The sequence below is a fragment of the Ravibacter arvi genome, from assembly GCF_039540405.1.
In the GTDB taxonomy this organism is placed as follows: Bacteria; Bacteroidota; Bacteroidia; order Cytophagales; family Spirosomataceae; genus Ravibacter; species Ravibacter arvi.
Genome location: NZ_BAABEY010000025.1, coordinates 75,332 through 100,206, shown reverse-complemented (window position 1 = coordinate 100,206; position 24,875 = coordinate 75,332). Strand labels below are relative to the sequence as shown.

General features: G+C 49.1%; 22 protein-coding genes and 2 tRNA genes. 18 read left to right on the top strand and 6 right to left on the bottom strand.

The genetic code is table 11. The features are described 5' to 3' along the window. Window positions 1-9 precede the first annotated feature (9 nt). The 16 genes from ABD852_RS13705 (at window position 10) to ABD852_RS13630 (ending at window position 18,058) form a co-directional block, all read left to right on the top strand. The gene (locus ABD852_RS13705; RefSeq protein ID WP_345029812.1) at window positions 10-705 is read left to right on the top strand and encodes a sulfite exporter TauE/SafE family protein; all 696 of its coding nucleotides are present in this window, start codon (window positions 10-12) and stop codon (window positions 703-705) included. 116 nt (window positions 706-821) lie between these two features. Next, window positions 822-2,174 (top strand): oxygen-independent coproporphyrinogen III oxidase, encoded by a 1,353-nt coding sequence (hemN, locus tag ABD852_RS13700; RefSeq protein ID WP_345029809.1) that lies wholly within the window; start codon window positions 822-824, stop codon window positions 2,172-2,174. A 143-nt stretch (window positions 2,175-2,317) separates the two neighbouring features. Continuing rightward, entirely contained in the window at window positions 2,318-3,583 is a 1,266-nt protein-coding gene (locus ABD852_RS13695) for a PAS domain-containing sensor histidine kinase (protein ID WP_345029807.1), read from the top strand. Window positions 3,584-3,648: 65 nt separating this feature from the next. After that, entirely contained in the window at window positions 3,649-4,707 is a 1,059-nt protein-coding gene (locus ABD852_RS13690; RefSeq protein WP_345029805.1) for a response regulator, read from the top strand. Window positions 4,708-4,989: 282 nt separating this feature from the next. Then, complete coding sequence (locus tag ABD852_RS13685) at window positions 4,990-7,242, top strand: sodium-translocating pyrophosphatase (RefSeq protein ID WP_345029803.1); 2,253 nt, start codon at window positions 4,990-4,992, stop codon at window positions 7,240-7,242. Between the two features lie 145 nt (window positions 7,243-7,387). After that, window positions 7,388-7,461, top strand: a tRNA-Pro gene (locus ABD852_RS13680). A 65-nt stretch (window positions 7,462-7,526) separates the two neighbouring features. After that, window positions 7,527-7,600: transfer RNA gene (locus ABD852_RS13675), tRNA-Arg, on the top strand. A gap of 311 nt (window positions 7,601-7,911) precedes the next feature. Continuing rightward, a complete protein-coding gene (locus ABD852_RS13670; RefSeq protein WP_345029802.1) occupies window positions 7,912-8,478 on the top strand; it encodes a hypothetical protein in 567 nt (188 codons plus the stop codon). Between the two features lie 390 nt (window positions 8,479-8,868). Then, window positions 8,869-9,084 carry a hypothetical protein gene (locus ABD852_RS13665; RefSeq protein WP_345029800.1) on the top strand — a complete coding sequence of 72 codons (216 nt, stop codon included), beginning with the start codon at window positions 8,869-8,871 and terminating at the stop codon, window positions 9,082-9,084. 42 nt (window positions 9,085-9,126) lie between these two features. Next, on the top strand, window positions 9,127-9,801 hold the full coding sequence (locus ABD852_RS13660; RefSeq protein ID WP_345029798.1) for a carbohydrate-binding family 9-like protein: 675 nt from the start codon (window positions 9,127-9,129) through the stop codon (window positions 9,799-9,801). Between the two features lie 536 nt (window positions 9,802-10,337). Then, on the top strand, window positions 10,338-13,127 hold the full coding sequence (locus tag ABD852_RS13655; protein WP_345029796.1) for a TonB-dependent receptor domain-containing protein: 2,790 nt from the start codon (window positions 10,338-10,340) through the stop codon (window positions 13,125-13,127). Between the two features lie 95 nt (window positions 13,128-13,222). After that, a complete protein-coding gene (locus ABD852_RS13650; RefSeq protein WP_345029794.1) occupies window positions 13,223-13,981 on the top strand; it encodes a GLPGLI family protein in 759 nt (252 codons plus the stop codon). Between the two features lie 265 nt (window positions 13,982-14,246). Further along, on the top strand, window positions 14,247-15,137 hold the full coding sequence (locus ABD852_RS13645) for an OmpA family protein (RefSeq protein WP_345029792.1): 891 nt from the start codon (window positions 14,247-14,249) through the stop codon (window positions 15,135-15,137). Window positions 15,138-15,305: 168 nt separating this feature from the next. Further along, the gene (locus ABD852_RS13640) at window positions 15,306-16,046 is read left to right on the top strand and encodes a YggS family pyridoxal phosphate-dependent enzyme (protein ID WP_345029790.1); all 741 of its coding nucleotides are present in this window, start codon (window positions 15,306-15,308) and stop codon (window positions 16,044-16,046) included. Between the two features lie 66 nt (window positions 16,047-16,112). Beyond that, a complete protein-coding gene (locus ABD852_RS13635; RefSeq protein ID WP_345029788.1) occupies window positions 16,113-17,402 on the top strand; it encodes a citrate synthase in 1,290 nt (429 codons plus the stop codon). A gap of 143 nt (window positions 17,403-17,545) precedes the next feature. Continuing rightward, window positions 17,546-18,058, top strand: coding sequence for a cupin domain-containing protein (locus tag ABD852_RS13630; RefSeq protein ID WP_345029785.1), 513 nt, complete (start codon window positions 17,546-17,548; stop codon window positions 18,056-18,058). Between the two features lie 55 nt (window positions 18,059-18,113). Here ABD852_RS13630 and ABD852_RS13625 read toward each other — a convergent pair whose 3' ends face one another. Continuing rightward, window positions 18,114-19,568: a glycine--tRNA ligase gene (locus ABD852_RS13625; RefSeq protein WP_345029784.1), complete on the bottom strand. Its 1,455-nt coding sequence runs from the start codon at window positions 19,566-19,568 to the stop codon at window positions 18,114-18,116. 235 nt (window positions 19,569-19,803) lie between these two features. On the opposite strand from ABD852_RS13625, the gene ABD852_RS13620 reads away from it, so the two are divergent. Both ABD852_RS13620 and ABD852_RS13615 read left to right on the top strand, forming a co-directional pair. After that, entirely contained in the window at window positions 19,804-20,745 is a 942-nt protein-coding gene (locus ABD852_RS13620; RefSeq protein WP_345029782.1) for a ComEA family DNA-binding protein, read from the top strand. A 147-nt stretch (window positions 20,746-20,892) separates the two neighbouring features. Continuing rightward, window positions 20,893-21,213: a heavy metal-binding domain-containing protein gene (locus ABD852_RS13615; protein ID WP_345029781.1), complete on the top strand. Its 321-nt coding sequence runs from the start codon at window positions 20,893-20,895 to the stop codon at window positions 21,211-21,213. Between the two features lie 3 nt (window positions 21,214-21,216). On the opposite strand, the gene ABD852_RS13610 is transcribed toward ABD852_RS13615, so the two are convergent. The 5 genes from ABD852_RS13610 to ABD852_RS13590 all read right to left on the bottom strand — a co-directional run bounded on the left by ABD852_RS13610 (window position 21,217) and on the right by ABD852_RS13590 (window position 24,874). Continuing rightward, a complete protein-coding gene (locus ABD852_RS13610; RefSeq protein ID WP_345029780.1) occupies window positions 21,217-22,272 on the bottom strand; it encodes an AI-2E family transporter in 1,056 nt (351 codons plus the stop codon). Between the two features lie 58 nt (window positions 22,273-22,330). Further along, window positions 22,331-22,627 carry a YtxH domain-containing protein gene (locus tag ABD852_RS13605; RefSeq protein ID WP_345029778.1) on the bottom strand — a complete coding sequence of 99 codons (297 nt, stop codon included), beginning with the start codon at window positions 22,625-22,627 and terminating at the stop codon, window positions 22,331-22,333. 110 nt (window positions 22,628-22,737) lie between these two features. After that, window positions 22,738-23,613 carry a flavin reductase family protein gene (locus ABD852_RS13600; RefSeq protein ID WP_345029777.1) on the bottom strand — a complete coding sequence of 292 codons (876 nt, stop codon included), beginning with the start codon at window positions 23,611-23,613 and terminating at the stop codon, window positions 22,738-22,740. A gap of 20 nt (window positions 23,614-23,633) precedes the next feature. Then, window positions 23,634-24,152 (bottom strand): phosphoribosyltransferase family protein, encoded by a 519-nt coding sequence (locus ABD852_RS13595; protein WP_345029776.1) that lies wholly within the window; start codon window positions 24,150-24,152, stop codon window positions 23,634-23,636. Continuing rightward, the gene (locus ABD852_RS13590) at window positions 24,140-24,874 is read right to left on the bottom strand and encodes a glutamine amidotransferase-related protein (protein WP_345029774.1); all 735 of its coding nucleotides are present in this window, start codon (window positions 24,872-24,874) and stop codon (window positions 24,140-24,142) included. The genes ABD852_RS13595 and ABD852_RS13590 overlap by 13 nt, the downstream gene beginning before the upstream one ends. Between the last annotated feature and the right edge of the window lies 1 nt (window position 24,875).

Below are 24,875 nucleotides of genomic sequence, written 5' to 3'. Positions count from 1 at the left end.
CCCGATCGCATGTTTTACCTCGCTTTTATCCTTGGATTAACCAGCAGCCTGCACTGTGTCGGTATGTGCGGTCCCATAGCGCTTGCGCTACCGGTTCACCGGCGTAGTGCCGTCGGAAAGGTATTCGGGATTATTAGCTACAACCTCGGGCGGATTGCAATGTACGCCTTATTCGGTTTCCTGATCGGCGGAATCGGCGGGGTGGCATTTGCAGGCAGCTGGCAGCGCGGCATCTCGATTACTATCGGTATTTTGATGGCAGCAGGAGCGCTGGGATCTTTCAGTTGGTGGGAGAGGTGGTCTGCACCTCGTTTCCTGCAAAAACAAACGGGCTGGGTGCTGAAAAGCCTCAGGGAAAGGATGGGGCGGCCGGGGCTTCCGTCGCTGTTTGCCATGGGGATCCTCAACGGGCTGATTCCCTGCGGTATGGTCTACCTGGCGCTGGTTTCTGCACTCACTATGCCTGGTCCCGGGGCCGGTGCAATGTACATGTTCCTGTTTGGACTGGGCACACTGCCGGCTATGTTGGCTACCGGCCTGGCGGGGCAATGGGTTTCTTTGAAATGGCGTGCGGCGTTCAAACGGGCGACACCTTACCTTGTAGCCGTTGCCGGTATCATTCTCATTGTCCGTGGAGTGATTCAGGGACAGGATGCTCATGCCGAAGACCACCGGCACACTATCCCGATTTGTGTCGGAAAATAACCGATTGGGACTTCACTTCTGACAGGCCAATTGCCGGTGAGCCGTTTTTGTGGCTCCTGATCAAGATCATATTTTTTAAATATTATCGGGAATATTTTTGACAAAATAAGAAAGCAATGAGTACCGCTCTTTTAGAAAAGTACGACGTTCCTGCACCCAGGTATACCAGCTATCCGACTGTCCCTTTCTGGGATACAATTCCTCCTGATAGCGGCAGTTGGGAAGCCATGGTGCAGGAGACGTTTGAAAGCACCAATCTTTCTGACGGGATCAGCCTGTACGTGCATCTGCCCTTTTGCGAGCGGCTTTGTACTTACTGCGGGTGCAATACCCGTATTACAATTAATCATGGAGTTGAAAAGGTTTATATCGCAGCGGTATTAAAAGAGTGGTCGCGCTACAGGGCACTTTTCGGCCAACGCCCCCGCATCAGGGAACTGCACTTCGGTGGCGGGACACCCACCTTTTTTAGTGCCGAAAATCTGGATATCCTGTTAAACGGATTGTTGCAGGATGCCGACCTGGCAGAATGGTATGAGTTCAGTTTCGAGGCACATCCCGGTAATACGACGTCAGACCATCTCAGGGTTTTTTATCAACATGGTTTCCGCCGCATCAGCATTGGTGTCCAGGATTTCGATCCCAAAGTTCTGGAAATTATCAATCGTTTTCAGACCCGGGATGAGGTAGAAAAGCTTACTGCTGATGCGCGGGAAATGGGGTATCAGTCTATAAACTTTGACCTCGTGTATGGGTTGCCGCTTCAGCAGCATGGCAGCTTTGTGCGTACCATCGAAGTCGTTTGCAAACTACGACCGGACAGAATAGCACTGTACAGCTACGCGCATGTGCCCTGGATCAAGCCGGGGCAGCGTAAGTTCACGGAGGCCGATTTGCCTTCTCCGAAGCAGAAACTGGCGCTGTACAGCGCGGCTTGTGAACGTTTGCTGGAGGCCGGTTACATCGGGATCGGCATGGACCATTTCTCTCTTCCAGGGGATAGGCTGAACAAGGCGGCGGCTTCAGGAACGCTGCACCGTAATTTTATGGGATATACCACCAGCAGCACCAGGCTGCTGATTGGTTTGGGAGTTTCTGCGATCAGTGATGCAGGGAAAGGGTACGTACAGAATGAAAAGGTAGTAGAGAAATATTACGGAAGCCTGGAAGAAAAACGCTTCCCGTTTTTTAAAGGGCACCTGATGTCCCCGACTGACCTGGAGCTTCGGAGACATATTCTTAACATCATGTGTAGATTTAAGACCGAATGGAATCCCGGCGATCCCCTCGTGGCGGCTGCGCGCACCCAACTGGAGGATGCGGAACGGGACGGACTGTTGGAGTTGGGCACCGGTGCGCTGTTGGTAACACCCCTCGGCAGGTCGTTTTTAAGAAATATTTGTATGGCGTTTGATCAGAAATACTGGTTATCAAAAACAGGGAAATTGTTATTTAGTCAGGCGGTATAACATTAAGTCGCTTTCATAAACGATCGGCTTTCGTGGAATTTCAGGATAAGGCTCAGCAGTTGAATATCTGTAGCGGTATGGCATTGGATAAAAAAAAACCGGAGTTAAGGTTGGCCGTGACTTCAACTAGTTCTAAGTTTGGAATGTTAACTAGTTTTATCAAGCAAGCCGAAGCTTTGAAAGGACATATTGAAATGCTGGATTCCCTGTTTAAGCATGCTACTGAAGGGATTGTGGTTGTGAATGCTGTGGGAAATATTGCGATGGTAAATCCGCGGGCGCTCAGTCTTTTCGGGTATGAATTTAGCGAGGACATCATCGGGAAGAGTATTGAGTTACTGATACCGAGGCGGTTTTCGGAAAAACATATGGCCCATAGGAGCGGTTTTATGCACCAGCCGCTTGCCAGGAAGATGGGGATAGGCCGGGAGCTTCTCGCACTCCGGCGGGATGGTTCCGAGTTCCCTGTAGAAGTGAGCCTCAGTCCTTTTTCTACCAGCGAAGGCCAGTTTGTTGTCAGCTTCATTATTGATATTACCGATAGAAAGAAACACGAAAAGGCTATTTTTGAGGCGAACGAGGCCATTGTCAGGCTAAATGCAGAACTTGAGGCACGGGTGAAACAGCGTACCCAGGAGTTGGCACAAACGCTGGAAGAGCTGAATGAATCCAAAGCCGAAGTGCTTCGCGCATTGGAGAGCGAACGGGAACTCAATGACCTGAAGTCTCAGTTTGTTACGATTGCCTCGCATGAGTTCCGCACGCCGCTGGCGACCATGCTGTCGTCTGTTTCGCTGATAGGGCGCTATAAACTAACCGAGGAAGACGACAAGCGCCAGAAACATGTTCAGCGTATTAAGTCGGCCATTAATAACCTCACTGAAATACTGAATGATTTCCTGTCGTTGGGGAAGCTGGAGGAGGGCTTGCTGCGGAGTATTCCCGTTCAGTTTAACCTGGAAATTTTCTGTTCGCAGCTTACTGACGAGCTAAGGGGTGTATGTAAGCCGGGGCAAAACATTTTGTATGCCCACGAGGGGGAATCTCTTGTTTTTGCAGACGACCAACTGATGAAAAATGTCATTATCAACGTGGTATCAAATGGTATTAAATATTCGCGTGCAGACGTGAGCCTGAAAACCATTGTTACCAAAAGCAAGATAAAGGTGATCTGCAGGGATTCAGGTATCGGCATTCCGGAAAGCGACCTGCCGCATATATTTAACCGTTTCTTCCGGGCGCATAACAGCGGTAACGTCCAGGGGACCGGCCTTGGGCTCAATATTGTAAAGAAATATCTTGAATTGATGAACGGGGACGTCCGGGTTGAAAGCCAGGTCGGACAGGGAACTACTTTTTTTCTGGAAATACCTCTGAGGAGGAAGAAAAGTTTGAGGGGTGAGCTATGAGGTGTGAGCCTCACCCCTTATACCTCCAACCTCACCGCTCACCCCTTCCAAACCTCACTACAAACATGAAAAAAATACTATTAATAGAAGATAACGACGACGTAAGGGAAAACACTCAGGAGATTCTGGAGCTCTCCGGCTACAAAGTGGTGACGGCAGTGAACGGAAAAGAAGGCGTTGCCCTGGCGCAAACCGAGTTTCCGGACCTTATCATCTGCGATATTATGATGCCCGAGCTGGATGGCTTCGGTGTACTTCATTTGCTGAGCAACACACAGGAGACAGCGAGTATTCCTTTTATTTTTCTGACGGCCAAGGCGGAAAAATCCGATTTGAGGAAAGGCATGCTCCTCGGGGCAGATGACTACCTCACCAAGCCTTTCGACGATGTGGAGCTTCTGCAGGCCGTTGAGGTAAGGCTGCATAAAAGCGAGCTTCTGAAAACACAATTTTCAAGAAATGCAGAGGGGTTAAGCGCATTTCTCGGCGAAGTGCGACATTTCCAGGAACTGAGGCACCTGGCTGAAAACAGAAGGACCCATACCTACAAGAAAAAAGAAAGTATCTATAACGAAAATACTTATCCGGGAGGGGTTTATTTTCTTGAGAGCGGGCGGGCAAAAGCACGCCGGATCAACGATCTTGGCAAAGAATATATCACTGAATTGTACAAAGTTGGAGACTTTTTCGGGTATGCAGACCTGATCAAGGGAAATACCTACCAGGATTCGGTAGTTGCGCTCGAAGATGCAACGGTAAGCTTTATTCCGAAACATGATTTTTTTAAGTTACTCGAATCGGATCGAAACTTGTCCGGAAAGTTTATCCGGATGCTCTCGAATGAAGTCAAAGACCGCGAAGAGAGCCTTTTAAAGCTTGCCTATAATTCTGTGCGAAAACGGGTGGCTGAGGCGCTGGTCTATTTGTATGAGATGTATGGCAAAGAGGGGAAAGACCCGTTTTCCGTTTCGATGTCGAGGGAAGATATTGCCGGAATTGTGGGAACCGCCACCGAAACCGTCATTCGCACCTTGTCGGATTTCAAGGATGAAAACCTCATATCGCTTAAAGGGAGTAATATTACAGTGCTCGAGCTTGAGCGTTTACGGCGGATGAAAAATTGAAACGGAGGCGGCTTTTACGGGCCGCTTTTTTTATACCTATATACCTCACCGGTTGTAGCATGGCTGGTTTTTGCAATGGGCGTTCCCGCCTGTCCGGTAGGGTATTTGTTTTGTATTTTGGCCATTTTACCGCGGATTCTAACCTCGATTCTATTTGTTCTTGCGTGATTATTTCGGAGAAATGTTAATTCTTCGTTTAATTAGTTGGTGGCCTGGTTTTTTATTAGGACGGAAAATATATATTTGTACGAGTTAAGTTCAATTATTTATTAAAATTAATATATGAATACAGTTACGTACTTGGTGCCGGCACTCGGATTAGCGGGGTTGTTGGTAATGTTTTTTAAACGCGGGTGGGTAGTCAGGCAGGATGCCGGCGACCCGGGTATGCAAGAAATTGCCAATGCGATTGCAGCCGGTGCTCTGGCCTTTTTAAGGGCGGAATGGCGGGTCTTGATCGTCTTTGGTGTAGTGGTCAGTATATTATTGGGTTATTCGGGTACCCTGGTTGAAAACTCGAGTTCCCTGATAGGGCTCTCTTTTTTAATAGGCGCGTTCGTCTCGGCGTTTGCCGGCTATATCGGTATGAATATAGCCACTAAATCGAATGTGCGTACGACGCAGGCGGCGCGCACAAGCTTGAAAAAAGCCCTGGAGGTATCTTTTACAGGCGGAAGTGTGATGGGGATCGGGGTGGCGAGTCTTGCCGTACTGGGTCTGGGGTCTCTTTTTATTGTCTTTTATAATTTATTCATAGGCGACAGCGGGGACGTTAACGGCCTTGCTATGGAGCGCGTACTGGAGGTGCTCGCCGGTTTTTCGCTGGGCGCCGAATCAATAGCCCTGTTTGCCCGGGTAGGCGGCGGGATTTACACCAAGGCAGCCGACGTAGGGGCCGACCTGGTAGGTAAGGTAGAAGCGGGGATCCCGGAGGACGACCCGCGTAACCCTGCCACCATTGCCGACAACGTGGGCGATAACGTAGGCGATGTGGCCGGTATGGGTGCAGACCTTTTCGGATCGTACGTGGCGACTATTCTTGCGACCATGGTATTGGGACGCGAAATAATATCGGCAGATAACTTTGGCGGGATTGCGCCGATTCTTTTGCCTATGGTGATAGCCGGCGTCGGGTTGATTGCTTCTATCATCGGAATGCTGTTTGTAAGAATTAACAGCGAAGATGGAAACGTTCAGAGTGCGCTTAACCTCGGGAACTGGGGGTCTATTGTGATTACCCTGATCGCGGCCTACCCGATTACGATGATGCTGCTTCCGGACAGCGTGCTGACAATACGCGGCGTTGATTTCACCTCCATGGACGTATTCCTGGCTATTTTGCTGGGATCCGTTGTGGGTGCTATTATGTCTATTGTTACCGAGTACTATACCGCTATGGGAAAACGCCCGGTACAGTCGATTGTAAACCAGTCGTCGACGGGCCATGCTACCAATATCATCGGCGGGCTTTCCGTGGGGATGGAGTCTACCGTGATTCCGATCCTGGTACTTGCGGCCGGTATTTTCGGAAGCTATGAGCTGGCCGGTTTATACGGTGTGGCGATCGCTGCCGCCGGTATGATGGCAACTACCGCTATGCAGCTGGCTATTGACGCCTTTGGCCCGATCGCCGATAATGCCGGCGGTATCGCGGAAATGTCGCATTTGCCGGAGGAAGTACGCGGGCGCACCGACATTCTTGATGCGGTGGGAAATACGACTGCCGCTACGGGCAAAGGATTTGCAATTGCTTCTGCTGCTTTGACTTCGCTGGCCCTGTTCGCTGCGTTCTGCGGAGTCGCCGGAATCAGTGCCATTGACATTTACAAAGCGAACGTTCTGGCTGGGTTGTTTGTAGGCGCTATGATACCGTTTATTTTTTCTTCGCTGGCCATAGCTGCCGTGGGCAGGGCTGCGATGAAAATGGTCGAGGAAGTGCGCCGTCAATTCCGTGAGATCCCGGGCATTATGGAGGGAAAGGCGAAGCCGGAATATGACAAATGTGTAGCTATTTCAACGCAGGCCTCCATCCGTGAGATGATTGCCCCCGGGCTCATCGCGCTGCTTGTACCGGTAGTGATCGGGTTCCTGTTCGGGCCGGAGGTGCTGGGCGGTACTTTGGCCGGTGTGACCGTTTCCGGCGTTTTGATGGGAATTTTCCAGAACAACGCGGGCGGCGCCTGGGACAACGCCAAGAAATCTTTTGAAAAAGGTGTAATGATCAACGGAGAGAAGTTCTTCAAAAAGTCAGAACCACACAAGGCGGCGGTGACAGGCGATACCGTGGGTGATCCTTTTAAAGATACTTCGGGCCCGTCGATGAACATCCTGATCAAGCTGATGTCGATTGTATCGCTGGTAATAGCACCGCATATTTCGGAGAAACCTGCACATGCAAACCTGGAGCCGGCGAAGACGGTGGCCGTCGGGAAGATTCCGGAGTGCCGTCCGATCACGGCGACGGCATCGCTTGCGGGTGAAAAGGAGGGGCATCAGCATACGCTGGCTGTTTTTACAAAAAAAGAATCGGAGTGATCAAATAAAGCGATTGGTTCTCAGGATATTGTGTGGGTGGGGGAAAATATTACAAAATTTTTAGGGGTCCCTGCTTGCGCAATATCCTGAATAACGCTACTTTTGCATCCGTATTCAGAAACAACGAAAGAGTTGGAGTAGGAATCGGGAAGTAGCGCAGCCCGGTAGCGCATCTGGTTTGGGACCAGAGGGTCGCAGGTTCGAATCCTGTCTTCCCGACAACAGGCAGTTAGTAGTAACTTGTTATACTGCTATCTGCCTGTTTTTTTAGCAAACAAGTGTAGGGTCTCGTAGCTCAGCTGGATAGAGCAACTGCCTTCTAAGCAGTAGGTCTTTGGTTCGAATCCAAACGGGATCACTTGAAAACGAGGCACTTAGCAGAAATGTTAAGTGCTTTTTTGTTTGATCTGCAACATTCGCCACGAATTCCCGCGGGCCGGACGACCTGATTTAGGTGTACAACAAATTCTTCAAGTGTTGATTTTGCCCTGTTTGAACATCCGAAGGCTGTGAGTTTGGGGCATAAAAAGGGTTCGACGGGCTCACCCACCATCCGGACGGTGTCCTCCGGACGGTGCCCTCCGGATGGTGTCCTCCGGATGGTGCCCTCCGGACGGTGCCTGAGCTTGTCGAAGGAGGGTGCCTGAGCTTGTCGAAGGCCTTTTATCCTTGAACATAAACTCAATAGAAACCCAGCGTGTGACGATCAGGCACTTGCACTTCGTTGTACAGAATTTACGAATTGGGATGGGTACGCCGGCCGTAGGGTCATCCCGACTGAAGCGCAGCGGAATGGAGGGATCTCCCGCTTCCAGCACCAAACCCCTTTCAGAGGAGTTTTTTATAGCAACGGGAGATCCTTCGGCTCCACTGCTTTTTTCTCAGGATGACCGTCCGACCACCCCCTCCGGCTACCCACCTACCATTATCTGTTACGGGTATAAAAACCGGTTAAATATGCTTATCACCAGGTATTGTGCTGATTTTATGAACCAAGTCGTCATCTCCACTTCAAGGTGTTTCGCAAAAAACTTCTTTCTGGGAATGACCGACCTTATTCGTGAATTCTCTGCAACTAAAGTACAGCGTCTCGGCTTTATTAAATTTACATCCAAGTATAGAAAGGTCTTCGAAGGGCGCGGCGCCGTCCGGATGGTGCTGCGGGGGGTGGGTGAGCCCGTCGAAACCTTTTCGGTCCTGCAACCTTACAAGTGTTGGATAATCAGCCAGTTTTAAAGCTAAATGTTGTTTATTTAGGCCCAAAAAGCCAGTGTCGCTTCTATAGAATTAGTGGCTTATTTATCTCTTGTTCTTTTACTGTCTAATCCCTATTATTGTAAGGCTAAGCGCCGGATATGAAACACGAATACAGGTATCTGTTTTTTCTCCCTTATCTCGTCCATATGGTATTTGGGGATACCATGAGAGAGATGTCTATATTCTGTAACCTCCTGATTATTGTAGCCTGTCTCGGACATAAAGTGGGCAGTATGGGCCCGAGGAGACTTTAGGGGCAAATAAAAAAGGGACGACCAGGTAATCTGAGCCGAGCCTGTTTTTCCGGCCTGTTTTAGTTATTTCAGATTTAAAAATGATACCTTTTCGGTCTAACCAACCTGAACAGTCATGAAAGCATTACAAGCCGAGCAGGTAAAAAGCTGGAAAAACGGAACCACACAGGAACTGATACCGGATAAGGGGGAGACCCTGGACGATGCGATTAATTTCATGCAATCGACCCTCGACCATCATCAGCGTTTTGATTTGTTCTTTTACCCGCATCTTGTTGAGGAAAAGGACGGGACCTTTCATTTTCAGCTCTGGGAGCGAGCGGCCCGATAAAATCTCAACTTCTCTGTAACCCTGCAGGTCCCATCTCAAAAAATGAAATATTTTCTTTTCTGCGTTTGTTTTGTTTTCTCCTGCGGCGCCAGTGAGGAAGTGTACAAGGTGGCTCATATCCAGGGTCAGCAGCCGGTCCTCGATGGACGGCGTGACGAAAAATTCTGGCAGGCCGTGCAACCTGTCACCGGTTTTGTGAATCCCTGGAACAGGGAAGTGGAGCCGGCAACCGCTCTTTCTCTGGCGTACAGTGCAGACGGCCTGTATTTCCACTTTGACGTCAGAGATAACGAGGTGATCCTGGCAAATGATTTCCGAAAGGAACGGGATATCGAGAAGGGCGATCGTGTGGAGTTGTTTTTTTCAAAGGATAAAAACATGGGAGCATACTATTGTTTTGAGGTCGATGCAGCCGGCAGGGTACTGTCGTATGCGGCTCGGCATTACCGGAAAATGGATTACGATTGGGAACCGCCGGTGGGGTTTCGTGTAGCGGCCCGGAGAAAGGAAGGGGGCTATGCTGTCGAAGGCATTGTACCCGTCGATTTCCTGGAAAATCTCGGCACTGCCGGCGTGCTTTATATGGGCGCCTATCGGGCCGAGTTCAGCCGTCGGGATTCGGTTGTGGAGGAAAACTGGCTGACGTGGGTAAATCCTGCTACCACGAAACCTGATTTCCATGTACCGTCGTCGCTTCGCAAGGTGTCTCTGAAATAGCCCTTGATGCTGGTTTCAGGACCGAAAGAAAATAAAAATGGTCCACCGTAAGTACAGTGGACCATTTCGTGTAAACCCTCCTCTATCTGTGATTGCTGGTTTGCCTAAGTCAGAGTTGACTGATAGCAAACCTCACATGCCAAATATAATAATAAAAATGTTCCATCCGGAGGGGTTGTCTGTAAATATCTGATAATCAGGGCTATTTTTTTTGTTGTGCTTTTGATTGTGGTATTTCGTGTAGTTTGCTCCTCAGGGGTTCGTTCTATATTTCAACATTTAACCCCATTCTGCGGACGAGTCATTCCGGATCCGTCTGTTTAACCTGCCACCGCGTCCAACTTTGTAATCGGCCGTGGCGGGCTCCCATTATTTTTCTAAATAATGTTAAAATTATTTCCGACTTAAAACTAAATTATTAGTTTTGTTGGACGCTGTTTACATGCTATTGCGTTTTATTGAAAATTGATATGCAACTATTTGAGCTTTCCATTCGTCATTTATCTATGTTGACTTTGTCCTAGCTATTATACTCCATGAGAAAAATCCTACCCTTGCTGTTTTTGCTGATCCTCCAGCAGGTACACGCACAAAATGAAAGATACACGATAAAAGGCGCTGTCGCCGATACCACAGGCGGGATGCTTTCTCATGCCACTGTGATGCTCCTCAATCCGGTAGACTCGGCGCTGGTTACATTTGGTCGTACCAACGACAAAGGCGCGCTTGAATTCAGGAACGTAAAACGGAGCAATTACCTGCTCAAAGTGAACTACGTAGGATATCTCCCTTTTCAGCAGCTTCTCAAGGCGCCGGAAGGCAATTTGCTGGATCTCGGTACCATAAAAATGAAGGTTCTCAACAAGGACCTGATGGAGGTCGTTATCAAGACGGCGCGGGCACCGTTGAGCATCAGGGGAGATACGGTGGAGTATAATGCATCGTCGTTCAAAGTGCCGCCGGGCTCCAGTGTAGAGGACCTTTTGCGAAGGTTGCCCGGAGTTCAAGTGGACCAGGAGGGGAACATTAAGGCGCAGGGCCAGGAAGTAAAACGTGTAACGGTAGACGGAAAGCGGTTCTTCGGGGACGACCCCAAGGCGGCTACCCGGAATCTGCCGGCTGAAGCGATCACAAAAGTCCAGGTATTTGACAGCAAAACCGAAGAGGCGCGCCTCACAGGGGTCGATGACGGAAAACGGGAGAAAACCGTCAACCTTGAACTGAAAGACAGTCATAAAAAGGGTGGATTCGGAAAGGCAACACTCGGACTGGGGACTGACAAGCGTGCCATGGGAAAGGTCAATTACAACCGGTTTGACGATAAAAACCAATTGGCCGTGATCGGGATGGGAAATAATGTAAATCAAACCGGTATCTCGCGCGATGACTACCAGGATTTCCGTGGCAGCCAGTCATTCAACTGGGGTGGTGGGGAATTCGGTTTTGGTGGTGGCTGGGACATGTATGAGGGTATAGACGTGGACTGGGGCGGCAATCGTGACCGGGGTTTTTCAGAAAACTGGGCGGGTGGAGTGAACTATAACTACGAAACCAAGAAGACCAAATTCAGTACTTATTACTATTACAACCAAACCAGGCAGACGCTGGATGCCTTTACGGAAAAGCAGAATTTTCTCAATCAATTGAGCTACCGGTCGGACGATAAAAACAGCCAGATCAACCGTAATCGTAATCATCGGACTTCCATCCGCTTCGAAAAACAGCTTGACTCCCTGAACACGATCGTGGTGGAAAATCAGATCAGGATTGGCAACGGCAACAACCGGTACGATGGCGTTGAACAGTATTTTTTAGATGGAGGAGGACTGAGGAATTTATCCAAAAGAAACAATGCCGGCTCTTTTGAGTCGTTCCTGATCAATACCAAGCTGATGTACAACCACAAGTTCCGCAAAAAGGGGCGGAGCTGGGCGGTAAGTGGGCAATATAATATCAACAATTCGTCAAACCTGGGTGATCAGTTTGCGCACAATACATTTTTTGGAGCGACGCCGATTGTCGGAGATTCCATCTATGTGCTTAACCAGCACAACGATACCGAAAGTCTCAACAACCAGATAAAGGCCGGGACTCAGTATGTGGAACCGATCGGTAAGAAATTTTTCATTGAGACCTTTTACAATTTCGGGCTTTCAAAGTCAGAAGTGGAGCGAGCGGTCTTTGACGTAGCAGACAATGGGAATATTCCCAATGATTTTCTCTCGAGGGATTATACCAACGAATTTTACTCCAACCGTGGCGGAACCAAGTTGCGTTACACACACCTTGGGTTGAACATGAGCGTGGGTATTGCCGCGCAGCATTTCGGGTTAAACGGAAGATTTTACGGGCGAAATTCCGAGCCGGCATCAATCAACAAGTCTTATTTCGGCTGGATTCCAAATGTGTCCTTCAGTCACCAGATTACCAGGAACCTAAGGGCTTATGTTGACTATTCGCCATTTATGCGGTTGCCGAATATTGTAGATCTGCAACCTTTTGTAGACAACAGCAACCCGTTGTTCATACGGGAAGGGAACCCGGGGCTGCGTCCGGAGACCCAACACAATGCCTACATCAATCTTAACTATTTTAACTCCGGTTCGTTTTTCAGTATAGGGCTTTGGGGGAATTACAACTACCGCGAGAACCAAATTATTTATGCACAAACAGTTGACTCGAAGCTCGTGACTTACACCAAACCCCAGAATATTTCCGGGGGGCAGGGAGTCAACCTGAACGTTTATTCGAGTATCCCATTGGTCAAAACCAAGCTCACGTTCCGTGTGGATGGGGGAATCTCGCAGTTTTATCAATTGACACCCATCAATGGTGTAGACAATGAAACCCGCACTTTCGGCGTTCCGGTCAGGATAGGTTTTGACGTTACACCGAGCCAGAATTTTACATTCTATCCTAGCGCCAGGTGGAATGTAAACAATACAAAATATTCGGTGAGTACCTCTCAGAACCAGAAGATCTCCAATATTACTTACAGCGGCGAAATGAATCTTAAAATGCCCAAGGAAATTTACCTGAACGGCGCGTTGAACTATAATATTTTCAAAAACCCGCGCCAGGGCTTCTACCTCGATCAACCGATTTTAAACCTGGCCTTGTATAAATTGATATTGAAAAATAAGCGAGGGGAAATCAGGTTAACCGCCTTCGACCTGTTTAACAAAAACCAGGGAGTGCGGGTCTATACTTCGCAAAACTTCAGCTCCCGGGAGCAGGTTCAGACCCTCGGCCGCTATTTCATGCTCGGTTTTACCTACAACATGCGGGGTATAACGGCTAAAATGCAGCGTAATAACTATTACTGACAGAGGTGAGGTGTGAGCTGTAAGGTGTGAGCGGTTGATTCCTCATACCTCACACCTCATACCTCATACCTCATACCTCAAACCTACCATCTCGTATGAAGAATATTATTAAACTTTCCGTCTTTGTTTTACTCGTTCTCCAGGCGGCTACCGGTTATGCGCAAAGGATGGAAGGGGTAATTACCTATACCAAGTCTAATTACTGGACGCGCATTTATTCGAGACTTGACTATCTGAGCAAGGAGGAAAAGGACCGGATCAAGCTGACTTGGGGCGCCAACGACAAGTATGACAAGGATATGAAGCTGGTGTTTACCCCCGACAAAAGTTTGTATACCTATGTGTCGAAACAGGGACAGACCGAGGACGGACGATATAGCTGGAAGGAGGATGAGTACGTGGTTTACCGGGATTTTGCAACTGGTAAAGAAACTGACTGGATCGAAATGCTCGGTCGGGTTTACCAGGTTGAGGATTCGCTGAAAATGCCCAATTGGAAGATCATGAACAAAATAAAGGACATCCAGGGGCATGTGTGTATGATGGCTGTTACGGAGGATACGATCAAGAAGCAATCGATAACGGCCTGGTTTGCCGATGACCTCCCGGTCTCGGTCGGGCCGGGCGCCTACTACGGATTACCCGGGGCTATCCTGGAGCTTGAAATCAACGAGGGGGACGTGGTGATAACCGCTAACAAAATAGAAATGAAGCCGGTCGGCGACGAAATCATACCGTCGAAAAAGCTGAAGGGCAGAAAGATTTCCAGAAAAGCGCAGGACGACCTGATTTACAATCACATCAAGGACAGCATGAAATCAAGACGGAACCCGTACTGGTCGATGCCGTTCTGACCCACGCCGGAAGTTCCTGATCTTGAAAATTCCCTAAAAAAAGACCCTTCGAAGTGCATTTGCAGCGAGGTAAGGCTGACTGGCAGGAATATTGTTAATATTTCTGAATAAAAAGACCCATGTTACCCTCACGTTATGTAAATTTGTGCAGCATTTTGCATGCGGATCGTGTTAATCCGGATGCAAATCTGTCTTTTTTGGGCGTAACATAGTATTTATCAAAAACCTCTTTGTAACATTAAAGCTTTTAATCTTGACTAATTTTATGCGTAGTATTTTAGTAGCAATTGTAGCTGTGTTTATGATGGGCGCTTGCGTGAGCAAGAAGAAAGCTCTGTCATTGGAAAACGAGAAGAGTGAACTCCAGGCAGCGCTCGATAAAGCAAGAACTGCTTTGAGCGACTGTGACACAAGGGCCGCCGGTTTGTCGACTGAATTGAAAAAGAAGTCTGACGAGGTGGAAGCGAGAAATCGCCGTTTGAAAGAGTTGGAAGAGCAGAACGAGTATCTGAAAAAAGCAAACATGCAGGTTCTTGATCGTTTCTCTGATTTGTCTATCGTAACAAAGCAGGGTGCTGAAAGTATCAAGAAATCAATGGAAACATTGAACCAGCAAGGAAAGTATATTCAGGACCTGAACAAGAGCATCCAGCAGAAAGACTCTCTGAACATGGTACTGGTAAACAACCTGAAGCGTTCATTGTCAGGTGTTAGCGAAGACGACGTTCAGGTAGAGGTGAAAAAAGGCGTAGTGTACGTGTCTCTTTCCGACAAGATGCTGTTCCGTTCAGGAAGCTCGATCATCAATGCGCAGGCTGAAGGTGTAGTAGGAAACGTTGCTAAAATCCTGAATGACTACAAGCAAATCGAAATCCTGGTTGAAGGACACACTGATAACGTTCCGTTCGCTAGCGAAAACCTGGTAGATAACTGGGATCTTAGTGTGAAACGCGCTACTTCAGTAGTTCGTCTTCTTCAGAAAAAATACGGAGTTGATCCTGCTCGTCTGACCGCCGGTGGCCGTGGTGAGTATGCGCCTAAAGCAAGCAACGCTACCAGCGCTGACAGAAGCGTGAACCGTCGTACAGAAATCATCATCACACCGAAGATGGATCAGTACTTCAACTTGTACACAGATCCGGATCAAAACAAATAATCCGGGCGACAAGTCAAAAAATAGTAAAAGGGATACCGTTGCCGGTATCCCTTTTACGTTTTCTTAAAAACTGAAAAAATACGCGCTCTGATCGGGTATATATTCCTATATTTGGGATATGTCAGTATATAGTTCGTGAGCGTATGCGCACGAAATAGTTTTTTTTTAATGCAGGATATAGTACATAATCTCGATGTGATTCATCAACGCATGAAAAATGCCTGTCTGCAAAGCGGCAGACCAGAGGATGCGGTGAGATTACTTCTGGCTACTAAAACTGTCAGCGAAGAAAATTTGCGGTTTGCTGTCGGGCAAGGGGAGGTGCTGTTGGGAGAAAACCGGGTGCAGGACGGCAGCCGCATGGCCGAGAAAATTAAGGATCTGCCCGTTGAGTGGCATTTTATCGGTCACTTGCAAACCAATAAAATCAAGGAGGTGTTACGCTGGGCTACCTGTATACAGTCGGTAGACAGGACGGATCTGGTGGAAAAACTGGATCAAAGGCTGCAGTTTGAACAGCGAAAGACCGATGTTTTTGTGCAGGTCAATACCTCTTACGAACCCAGTAAGTTTGGAGTTGAACCGGAAAAAGCACTTGATCTCATCCGTGAAGTGATGCGGTACGATACATTGAACCTGAAAGGACTGATGACAATCGGGCTTTTTTCTGCTGAGGCAGAACGGGTTCGTAAATGTTTCCAGGTGCTTGCCGGGATCAGGAACCAGGCACTTGAACTGGGATTCGAACACCTGGAACTGTCAATGGGCATGAGCGGGGACCTTGAAATTGCCATAGAAGAAGGTGCCACCATCATTCGAGTGGGTACCGCTATTTTCGGGCCGAGGGTTTATCCCGACTCTTTCTATTGGAACGAAGGAAGCGTGAAACCGACAGGAAATTCATCATAAGTTTGCATTCATTACTTAACCATCAAACTTTCTTTTATACTTTAATCTTCATAGCAAAATAATATTATGTCAAGTCAGAACGCGGAAATAATCCTCGACGATAAAAAATTTGAGTTCCCCACCCTCGAAGGCACGGAAGGAGAGAAGGCGATTGATATTGGTAAGCTCAGAGATTTAACCGGGTACATCACACTAGACAGCGGTTACAAGAACACTGGTGCGACGCAAAGCAGCATCACTTTCCTGGACGGAGAGAAGGGTGTTCTCCGGTATCGCGGGTATTCCATTGAAGACCTGGCGGAGAAGGCTACATTTTTGGAAGTAGCCTATCTGCTTATCTACGGAGAACTTCCGACGACCGAGCAGTATGCCCATTTCGAAAATGAAATCCGGACCCATACGCTGGTGAACGAGGACATGCGGAAGATCTTCGAAGGGTTTCCGGTGAATGCTCACCCAATGGGCGTTATTTCATCGCTCGTGAGCGCGATGAGTGCCTTCTACCCGGATTCTTACGACTCCAAGCAGCCCGATGCTACCAACCTGCATATTGTCCGGCTGCTTGCCAAGCTACCGACAATCGCTACGTGGTCATTTAAGAAATCGCAGGGGCACCCGGTCAACTATCCGAACAATGCGCTGGACTATTGCTCTAATTTCCTGCACATGATGTTTGCGTTGCCCGTTGATAAATATGAAGTTGATCCGGCAGTGTCCAAGGCGTTGAATAAACTGCTGATTCTACACGCCGATCACGAGCAGAACTGTTCGACATCGACCGTAAGGCTCGTGGGATCTTCCCAAGCCAACCTGTATACGTCAATTTCTGCCGGCATAGGGGCACTGTGGGGGCCGCTTCATGGCGGAGCTAACCAGGAGGTGATCGAAATGCTGGAAGATATCAAAGCAGACGGCGGCGATACCCAGAAATATATCGATATGGCGAAAGACAAGAACAGCGGGTTCCGGCTGTTCGGCTTTGGTCACAGGGTCTATAAGAATTTTGACCCGCGTGCGAAGATTATTAAGAAGGCTGCTGATGATGTCCTTGGTAAACTGGGTGTGAATGACCCGGTTCTGGACATTGCAAAGCGCCTGGAAAAAGCCGCACTGGAAGATGAATACTTCATCAAGCGCAAACTGTACCCCAATGTTGATTTCTATTCCGGGATTATTTACCGGGCACTGGGAATCCCAACCAATATGTTTACAGTAATGTTTGCCATTGGACGGCTTCCGGGATGGATTGCCCAATGGCAGGAAATGCGTGAAAACAAGGAGCCTATTGGACGGCCTAGGCAGATCTATACCGGGCCTGTACAGCGGGATTTCGTAGCGATAAACGACCGCAAGTAAGGGTTGTCGTTTCAGCGTATAGCAATAAAAAAGGGGGTGTTCCGTGTGAACCACCCCCTTTCCTTTGTGCCTGCTGTTTAATTGTCTATTTTGTAGCCGGTTTATCCGGTATTCAACCATTAATTTAATCGGAAATAGTGCAAATGGAACACTTCAGCGCCTCCACGGAAAAGGCGGACGTTTTCAGGAAGACAGAAGACTATATTACAAAGCTGGGCTTTTCTATAGCCGGTAAAGATGAAAACCGTCCGTGGGGCGGGTTTCTCGTGCTGGCGGAAAGCCAGGCGCCTGAGTTTGTGAATACTTTTTTTTCGCACCTGTCGATGAAGGATTTCGAAGGCTTTGATAAGCTTAGCCCGAAAATTCTGATTGTAGCGCCGGGAAAGCGCTTGTCATGGCAATATCACCACCGGAGGGCCGAAATATGGAAGGTAATCGGTGGGGATGCGGCTATCGTGGTGAGCGATACCGACGAAGAAACTCCGGAGCGGGCGCTGCCGCTGGGGACGGTTATCAGCCTGAAAAAAGGTGAGCGGCACCGGCTGATCGGAACCGATGGTTACGGAATTGTTGCCGAGATCTGGCAGCATACAGACGCGGCCAATCCCTCGGACGAATCGGATATAGTAAGAGTACAGGACGATTTCGGCCGGTAGGAGGGCAAAAGATGAGTTTTCCGGCCATTTACAATAGCCGGAAAACTCATCTTTTTTATATGGATTCCAGTATTCTCTCAAGAGAAACTTCGTAGCCGATTTTTTCCTTGAGCAGACTCACTGGTACTCTTTCCTGTTCCGTGGTGTCACGGTGCCGGATGGTTACCGTATCGTCTTCCATGGTCTGGTAGTCGACCGCAATGCAATATGGTGTGCCGATGAGGTCCTGGCGGGTATAACGTTTGCCGATAGCGGCATTGTCATCGTATACCGTTCTGAAAGATGATTTAAGCGATTTGACAATCTCCTGCGCCTTTTCGGCAAGCCCGTCTTTCTTAACCAGCGGCAGCACGGCGGCTTTCACCGGTGCAAGCGCCGGGTGAAGCTTGAGATATACCCTTTCCTTTTCGCCATCGGATTCTTTGGTGAAAGCATTACAGAAGACGGCCAGGAAAAGACGGTCCGCCCCGACAGATGTTTCGACCACGTAAGGGATATAGTTCTGATTGATTTCAGGGTCGAAGTACTGCTGTTTCTTTTTAGAAAGCTCCTGGTGGTTTTTCAGGTCAAAATCGGTTCTCGAATGGATCCCTTCGATTTCCCGGAAGCCAAACGGGAATTTGTATTCGATATCGACCGCTGCATTCGCGTAATGGGCGAGCTTTTCGTGGTCATGGTATTGCAGGCTTTCGGCGGGAAGCCCGATTGCCTTGTGAAACTTGAGCCGTTGTTCTTTCCAGGAAGCGTACCAATCCATTTCCGTCCCGGGGCGAACGAAGAATTGCATTTCCATTTGCTCAAATTCGCGCATCCGGAAGGTGAACTGCCTGGCTACGATTTCGTTCCGGAACGCTTTTCCGATCTGCGCAATCCCGAAGGGAACCTTCATCCGGCCGCTCTTCTGCACGTTCAGGAAGTTTACGAAGATACCCTGTGCCGTTTCCGGTCTCAGGTAAATCAGGCTGGCGTCTTCCGCAACAGAACCTACCTGCGTGCTGAACATAAGATTGAATTGCCGTACGTCCGTCCAGTTGGAAGTCTTTGAAATGGGGCAGACGATGCCTTCCGCAATGATGAGCTCCCGAACCCCGGCGAGATCTTCGGCGCCCAGTAAACGGCCCATTTCTGCAAGCAGCGCTGAAGCTTTCTCCTGCTGACCGGCGTTTGCATATTCCTCCGCTTTTCCTTCAAGCAGCTGGTCGGCCCGGTATCTTTTTTTAGAGTCCTTGTTGTCGATCATGGGGTCGTTGAAACCGTCCACGTGACCGGAAGCTTTCCAGGTAAGCGGGTGCATGAAAATGGAGGCATCAATGCCGACAATATTGTCATGAAGCTGGGTCATTGCCTTCCACCATACACTTTTCAGGCTGTTTTTAAGTTCAACGCCATTCTGGCCGTAATCGTAAACGGCCTGAAGTCCGTCGTAAATTTCCGATGAAGGGAAAACAAACCCATATTCCTTGGCGTGCGAAATGATGTCCTGCAGAGAAGTAGACGGAGCCGATGACATAATCTAAAAACTTAAGTAACAGTGATGGTATCTCTTTCCAATAAGGCCATACCTTGCCTCAAACGAGGTGCAAAGCTAATGATTTTTGTGCACTATTGCTTGCTATACCCGAAACGAAGCAGCATTGAGAAATACCTCAGAAAAAGGGCAAAAAGTGAGGTATGCTCAAGGTTGCTAATTGCGGCTGCGGTCACTAAGTTTGAAACCGTCGAAGGGGCTTTTAATCGCTATCGGGATGTGGCATCGTATGTTGGGTTATCTCCAGGATTTTTTTTCGGTTTCGCCCCGGGAAGCCCGGGGAATCGTGGGTATGACGGTTTTTTCAGGACTGTTGCTGGTGTTCCCGGCTTTCCTGAAGCACCAGCTCTACAGGCAGACGCCGGAAGAAGCGGACCGGGAGCGCCTGCGGCTCGACAGTGCGCTCCGGGTTTTCATCGGAGAGCGGCAGCCGGTCCATCAGCCGGCGGAGCCACGTGGCGGTCCGGCTGCCAATGTCCGTGCTCCGGCCCCTTTTGACCCAAATGTTGCGACTGACTCTGTGCTGGCCGGAGCTGGCATTCCCTTTTTCCTTGTGCGGCGAATTATCAGTTATCGTGAGAAGGGCGGGAGCTTCCGGAACAAAGAAGATCTGAAGCGTATATACGGCTTTCCGGACAGTCTGTTTAAAAGGGTTGCGCCTTTTGTCGTGATAACGGGTACCAAGGACAGGAAGCCGGAACAGGGGCGGGAAGGACGTATTCCCCCGGTTTTGGTGCCTTTTGATATCAATAAAGCTGACACCGTCCTGCTTCAGAAACTGAAGGGTATTGGCTCGGCACGCGCCAGGACGATTGTGAATTACCGCAATGCATTGGGCGGTTTTCATAGCGCCAGCCAGTTTGAGGAAATCTTTGGCCTGGATTCTGTAGCGCTGGGTTCTCTGTACAAGTATGCGCGCATTCTGAGCCCGCCGTCGCAAATTGCAATTAATGCCATAACGTTCGAAGAGTTGGCAAGACACCCGTATCTTCGGCGGAACCGCAAGTCGGCGTCGGCAATTGTCCGGTACCGGGAGCAGCACGGGCCGTTTGCCTCGACCGCTGATCTCAGTAAGATCATCGGGGTACCTCCGGCGATTGCTGCACAACTGTTTCCCTATCTTGACTTCCGGGCGGCCAGTGAAACCGGAGTAGATTAATCAGGGCCGAACAGGCGGCTTGCGTCGTATTTAAGCGAAAACAGGGGGCCTGTAAAGTTATTTTTCCGTTGGGCACAAATGATACCAAAACTATTTTAGCTTCGGGTATCTTCGTAAGAACATTTGAAATATTTAATACTTCAACCTATGTTAGTTACCACAACACCCAACGTCGAGGGGAAAAAAATTGTCAGTTATGTCGGTTTGGTGAATGGCGAAGCCATAATCGGCGCCAATATTGTAAAAGACTTTTTTGCCGGGATCCGTGATGTCGTAGGCGGTCGGGCCGGAGCATACGAGCAAGGCCTTCGGGAAGCGAAAAGTATTGCCGTCAAGGAAATGGTAGAACAGGCGCAACGCCTCGGAGCCAACGCCATCATAGGGGTGGATCTTGACTACGAAACCATCGGCGCAAACGGATCTATGCTAATGGTGAGTGCTAACGGTACTGCCGTCCAGATTGAGTAATGTTCAGTGATCTGATTTTGCAACCGGTACGGGGTCGTCGCCAAGCAGCAGTGCCACGGCTTCCCCGCCTTTTATCTGATCAGCAATGATGCGGGCAATGGCCATATAAGGTACAAACAATATCATGCCGGAAGCGCCCCAGATAAGGCCGCCGGCAAAAATGGCGATCAGTGTGCTTAAAGTGCTCAGGTTGATTCTTTTGCTAACGGCCCAGGGAAATATCAGGTTAGCTTCAAGATATTGCACGAAGGCGTAAATGGCCACAACGCCGATAGGGTAGTAGATGGAATCGTAAAGCGTCCATGAAACGACGATCGGAAGCAATGCGCCGATCATAATGCCGATGTAGGGAATAAATGTCAGGATGGATGCTACAAAGCCGAAAAAGAGGGCATTGGGAATCCCAAGGATCAGCAGGCCGACGCTGTTCAGAATGCCGACGATCAGGTAAACCGTGGCCATCCCTTTGATAAATTGGGCATAGGAACTCACTGCTTCGTGAAGAATTCCTTTCAACCGGCCTTTGAGGTCTTTGGGTACCAGCAGCTCAACCACGTGCACGAGCCGCTCCCTGCTGTAAAGAATCAGGAAGCTGTAAACGGGGATGATAATGAGAAGGACAGTACCGGACAAGGAAGCTTTGATGGTATTTCTAACAAACTGGAAAATCGACTGGATGGAACTTTCCACACCCTGAAGGGCCCAGATACGCCATTTCCCTTTTTCTATTCCGAATGTGTTCTCGCTGTAGGCCATGATGTCATTGGCCAACTCCAGTAACTTCAGCTGCAGATCCGGGAAATATTCGCGCAGGCTGATGACCTGCAACACAAGTAGTGTAATCAGGAAGCCGATCGGCACCATCAGCGTGAGCAAACTCAGGAGAATGGCGAAGGCCCGCCCCATTTTTTTCCGCTCAAGCCATGCGCAGACCGGGTAGAGCAGCATTGCAATAAAGAGTCCGAAACTAAGAGGTACCAGGACGCTACTAGCCAGGTACAAAATCAACCCGCTGCATAAAATGAGCAGCAGAGTTTGAAGCAGTCGATTGTTTAACATCAACAAAAAGCGAATTCGGACAGGCTAAAAGACGAGAAAACGTTTGGAAATACGAAGCCTATGCTGGGGTCGGTCCGTCTTTTTTGCCGGAAATGTTGTTCAAAAGGTCCCGAAGGAACTTGTCGGCATCGGGGAAATTGGTTTTCAGAGTTTCAGCTCCTTTGGTTTTCAACTCCTCAAAATACTCGGGGGCTTTGTCCAGTGCTTCTTCGGCCTCACCTTTCAGCTCCCCGGCCTTTGTTTTCAGGTCTTCGAGCAGTTTTTCTCCGTCCTCGGTTTGCAGGTATTTATGTAGGGCAACGCCTGCAGCGGCTCCTATAATGAATGTTGCCAAATGCTTTGAATTAAGGCTCATGGTCTTTATCCCGGTTAAGTGAAACAACATGATTGATTCATAAAAATAGCAAGAATATCGGGAAAAAGGATGTTCGGCAGCGGACTTTATGAGGGGCGGTTGTTCAACCGTCAATGCGACTGCAAGGCTGCCAACAGGGCTTCTTCCACATTTCCGGCAGCGAGTAGTTCTTTCACGCGGATATGAAGAAGTTCGTTGAAGTTTTCACATACGCCGTTGGTCTGATTCCGGAGCTCCTGAACAATGGGGTCGAAACGGTATTGTTTTACAGCATCTGCCGCAGGATACAACTGTAAACTTCCCAACATTCCCAGGTCATTGCCGGTCAGAATGGCCGAACGTTGTACCGATAAAGGCAGGGCGTCTATTCCAATCCCCAACACGGGCCTGGGTACTTCAAATAGCGTATTTTTGTCACTTAAATTATACCAGTTTCCTCCCGATCGCCCCACCCAACTGGTTTTTAAAGGGTCTATCTGGCCTTTGCTGTCCAGGATTTTTTCCGAAAAATGCGCCATCACTACCTCCGCAACTACCAGTGACATCGTACCTTTCTCGATAATTTCAAGTGTTCTGCATTCGAGTTGAATGAGCGATTCGGCGACCCTGGGTGGTCGCACCAAACTGGCGGGTAACGCAGTAAATCCTGCTTTTTGAAACTCATTGACGCCGCGGTCGTAGACGGATGAGGCGAGCGAAACCTGTTGCACCATGTCCGCGTCTACCAGGTTCACCACTGCTTCGGGTATTTCCTTCAGGTTGAGTATGGTGTCTTTTTCGCTGCTATCTCCGCTTCTCCGGTTAGGGGCGAAGGCCAGTATGGGCGGATCGATCCCCATGTAGTTAAAAAAACTAAAGGGACTCAGGTTTACCCGGCTCTCGTTGTCAATTGTACTCACCAGGGCGATCGGCCGCGGTGCAACCGAGTTGACCATGTAGCGGTAGAATGCGCGGGATTCTGTCTTAGCCGGGTCAACTGACTTCATGGGTCGGAAAAACTACCAGGTTACAAAAGATAAGCCCCTTCTTTACCGGGATCACTCAGAATTACCTGGATATGTTCGTTGATGGTAGTGCTCAGCGAATATCCTACATAATCTGCCGATACCGGGTACAGCCTGTGGCTCCGGTCGACTACGACCGCCACCTGGAGCTTTCTGACTCCTTTCTGTAAAAAGGGCTGCAACGAAAAAGTCATGGTACGGGCAGTGTTCAGAACTACATCGGCCACCACCACCACATGGTCCTCCAAAACGACTTCGTCGTCATCGCCGAACTCAATATAGCTTTGTTTGGGCGCATGAATATCGAAGCGAAGCTCAATCAGTTTCACCCCCAGAGGGGAAATCCGGTTGAGCTCGGCAGACAAACGTTTGGCGAATTCATACCCTTCTCCCACGATACCGGCAATGACAATTTCCGTTTCGGTAAAATTCCGCTCGTATATCTCGTACGCCATCCTTCTGATCTTCTGTCCGATCTGAACGGGCGTCAGGATTCTGTGCGCTTCCTCTATTGGTGACATATCTGATTCCTTTGCTGCAAATTACTGAAAAAATTGACAATCCAACGCGCTGCGGCACTTTCATCGGTTGTCTGACGAAGGCTTTCTATGGCCGCTTTTACCTTCTCCGAGCCTATTCGCTCCTCCCTGATCTCCATTAGCGCCTGGTCGTATTCGCGCGTGAATTCCGGGTGGGCCTGGATGCCTATCATCGTCTCGCCCACACCGATCATTGCATTGGGGCAACCAGGTGCCGAAGCCAGGCGAACGCCGCCTTCCGGAAGCGATATCACCTGGTCCTGGCACATCATCAGCAAGCTGACAGTGCCTTTTTCGGGCTGCATCCAGGATTCCCGGGACAACACGGTAAACGTATGAACACCCACACACCAACCCGCGTCCGCCCTGTGGACTATCCCGCCCAATGCAAAACCAAGCATCTGGTGACCGAAACAGACACCTACATATGGGATTTTATCTTCTCTCAATGTTCTAACGAAAGCGGAGAGCCTGTGAATCCAGGGAACATCGTCATAAACTGAAAACGAGGAGCCGGTACAGATATAACCGTCGCATTCGGAGGGGTTTTCGGGGAACCGGTCATTGATCACGTCATAAAATCTGAAGCTGATCAGATCAGGGCCAAACAGTTTCGGAAACATATCCCTGTAGTCGCCGTGTACCGGCCGGAGTTCCGCGCGCACATGATCGCATTCGAGAAGCCCTATCGTTAGTTTTTTCACG

Excerpts from the sequence above, each read along its gene's own strand:
- ABD852_RS13705 (WP_345029812.1), top strand. The coding sequence starts at position 10 with ATGTTTTACCTCGCTTTTATCCTTGGATTAACCAGCAGCCTGCACTGT.
- hemN (WP_345029809.1), top strand. The coding sequence starts at position 822 with ATGAGTACCGCTCTTTTAGAAAAGTACGACGTTCCTGCACCCAGGTAT.
- ABD852_RS13695 (WP_345029807.1), top strand. The coding sequence starts at position 2,318 with ATGTTAACTAGTTTTATCAAGCAAGCCGAAGCTTTGAAAGGACATATT.
- ABD852_RS13690 (WP_345029805.1), top strand. The coding sequence starts at position 3,649 with ATGAAAAAAATACTATTAATAGAAGATAACGACGACGTAAGGGAAAAC.
- ABD852_RS13685 (WP_345029803.1), top strand. The coding sequence starts at position 4,990 with ATGAATACAGTTACGTACTTGGTGCCGGCACTCGGATTAGCGGGGTTG.
- ABD852_RS13665 (WP_345029800.1), top strand. The coding sequence starts at position 8,869 with ATGAAAGCATTACAAGCCGAGCAGGTAAAAAGCTGGAAAAACGGAACC.
- ABD852_RS13660 (WP_345029798.1), top strand. The coding sequence starts at position 9,127 with ATGAAATATTTTCTTTTCTGCGTTTGTTTTGTTTTCTCCTGCGGCGCC.
- ABD852_RS13655 (WP_345029796.1), top strand. The coding sequence starts at position 10,338 with ATGAGAAAAATCCTACCCTTGCTGTTTTTGCTGATCCTCCAGCAGGTA.
- ABD852_RS13650 (WP_345029794.1), top strand. The coding sequence starts at position 13,223 with ATGAAGAATATTATTAAACTTTCCGTCTTTGTTTTACTCGTTCTCCAG.
- ABD852_RS13645 (WP_345029792.1), top strand. The coding sequence starts at position 14,247 with ATGCGTAGTATTTTAGTAGCAATTGTAGCTGTGTTTATGATGGGCGCT.
- ABD852_RS13640 (WP_345029790.1), top strand. The coding sequence starts at position 15,306 with ATGCAGGATATAGTACATAATCTCGATGTGATTCATCAACGCATGAAA.
- ABD852_RS13635 (WP_345029788.1), top strand. The coding sequence starts at position 16,113 with ATGTCAAGTCAGAACGCGGAAATAATCCTCGACGATAAAAAATTTGAG.
- ABD852_RS13630 (WP_345029785.1), top strand. The coding sequence starts at position 17,546 with ATGGAACACTTCAGCGCCTCCACGGAAAAGGCGGACGTTTTCAGGAAG.
- ABD852_RS13625 (WP_345029784.1), bottom strand. The coding sequence starts at position 19,568 with ATGTCATCGGCTCCGTCTACTTCTCTGCAGGACATCATTTCGCACGCC.
- ABD852_RS13620 (WP_345029782.1), top strand. The coding sequence starts at position 19,804 with ATGTGGCATCGTATGTTGGGTTATCTCCAGGATTTTTTTTCGGTTTCG.
- ABD852_RS13615 (WP_345029781.1), top strand. The coding sequence starts at position 20,893 with ATGTTAGTTACCACAACACCCAACGTCGAGGGGAAAAAAATTGTCAGT.
- ABD852_RS13610 (WP_345029780.1), bottom strand. The coding sequence starts at position 22,272 with ATGTTAAACAATCGACTGCTTCAAACTCTGCTGCTCATTTTATGCAGC.
- ABD852_RS13605 (WP_345029778.1), bottom strand. The coding sequence starts at position 22,627 with ATGAGCCTTAATTCAAAGCATTTGGCAACATTCATTATAGGAGCCGCT.
- ABD852_RS13600 (WP_345029777.1), bottom strand. The coding sequence starts at position 23,613 with ATGAAGTCAGTTGACCCGGCTAAGACAGAATCCCGCGCATTCTACCGC.
- ABD852_RS13595 (WP_345029776.1), bottom strand. The coding sequence starts at position 24,152 with ATGTCACCAATAGAGGAAGCGCACAGAATCCTGACGCCCGTTCAGATC.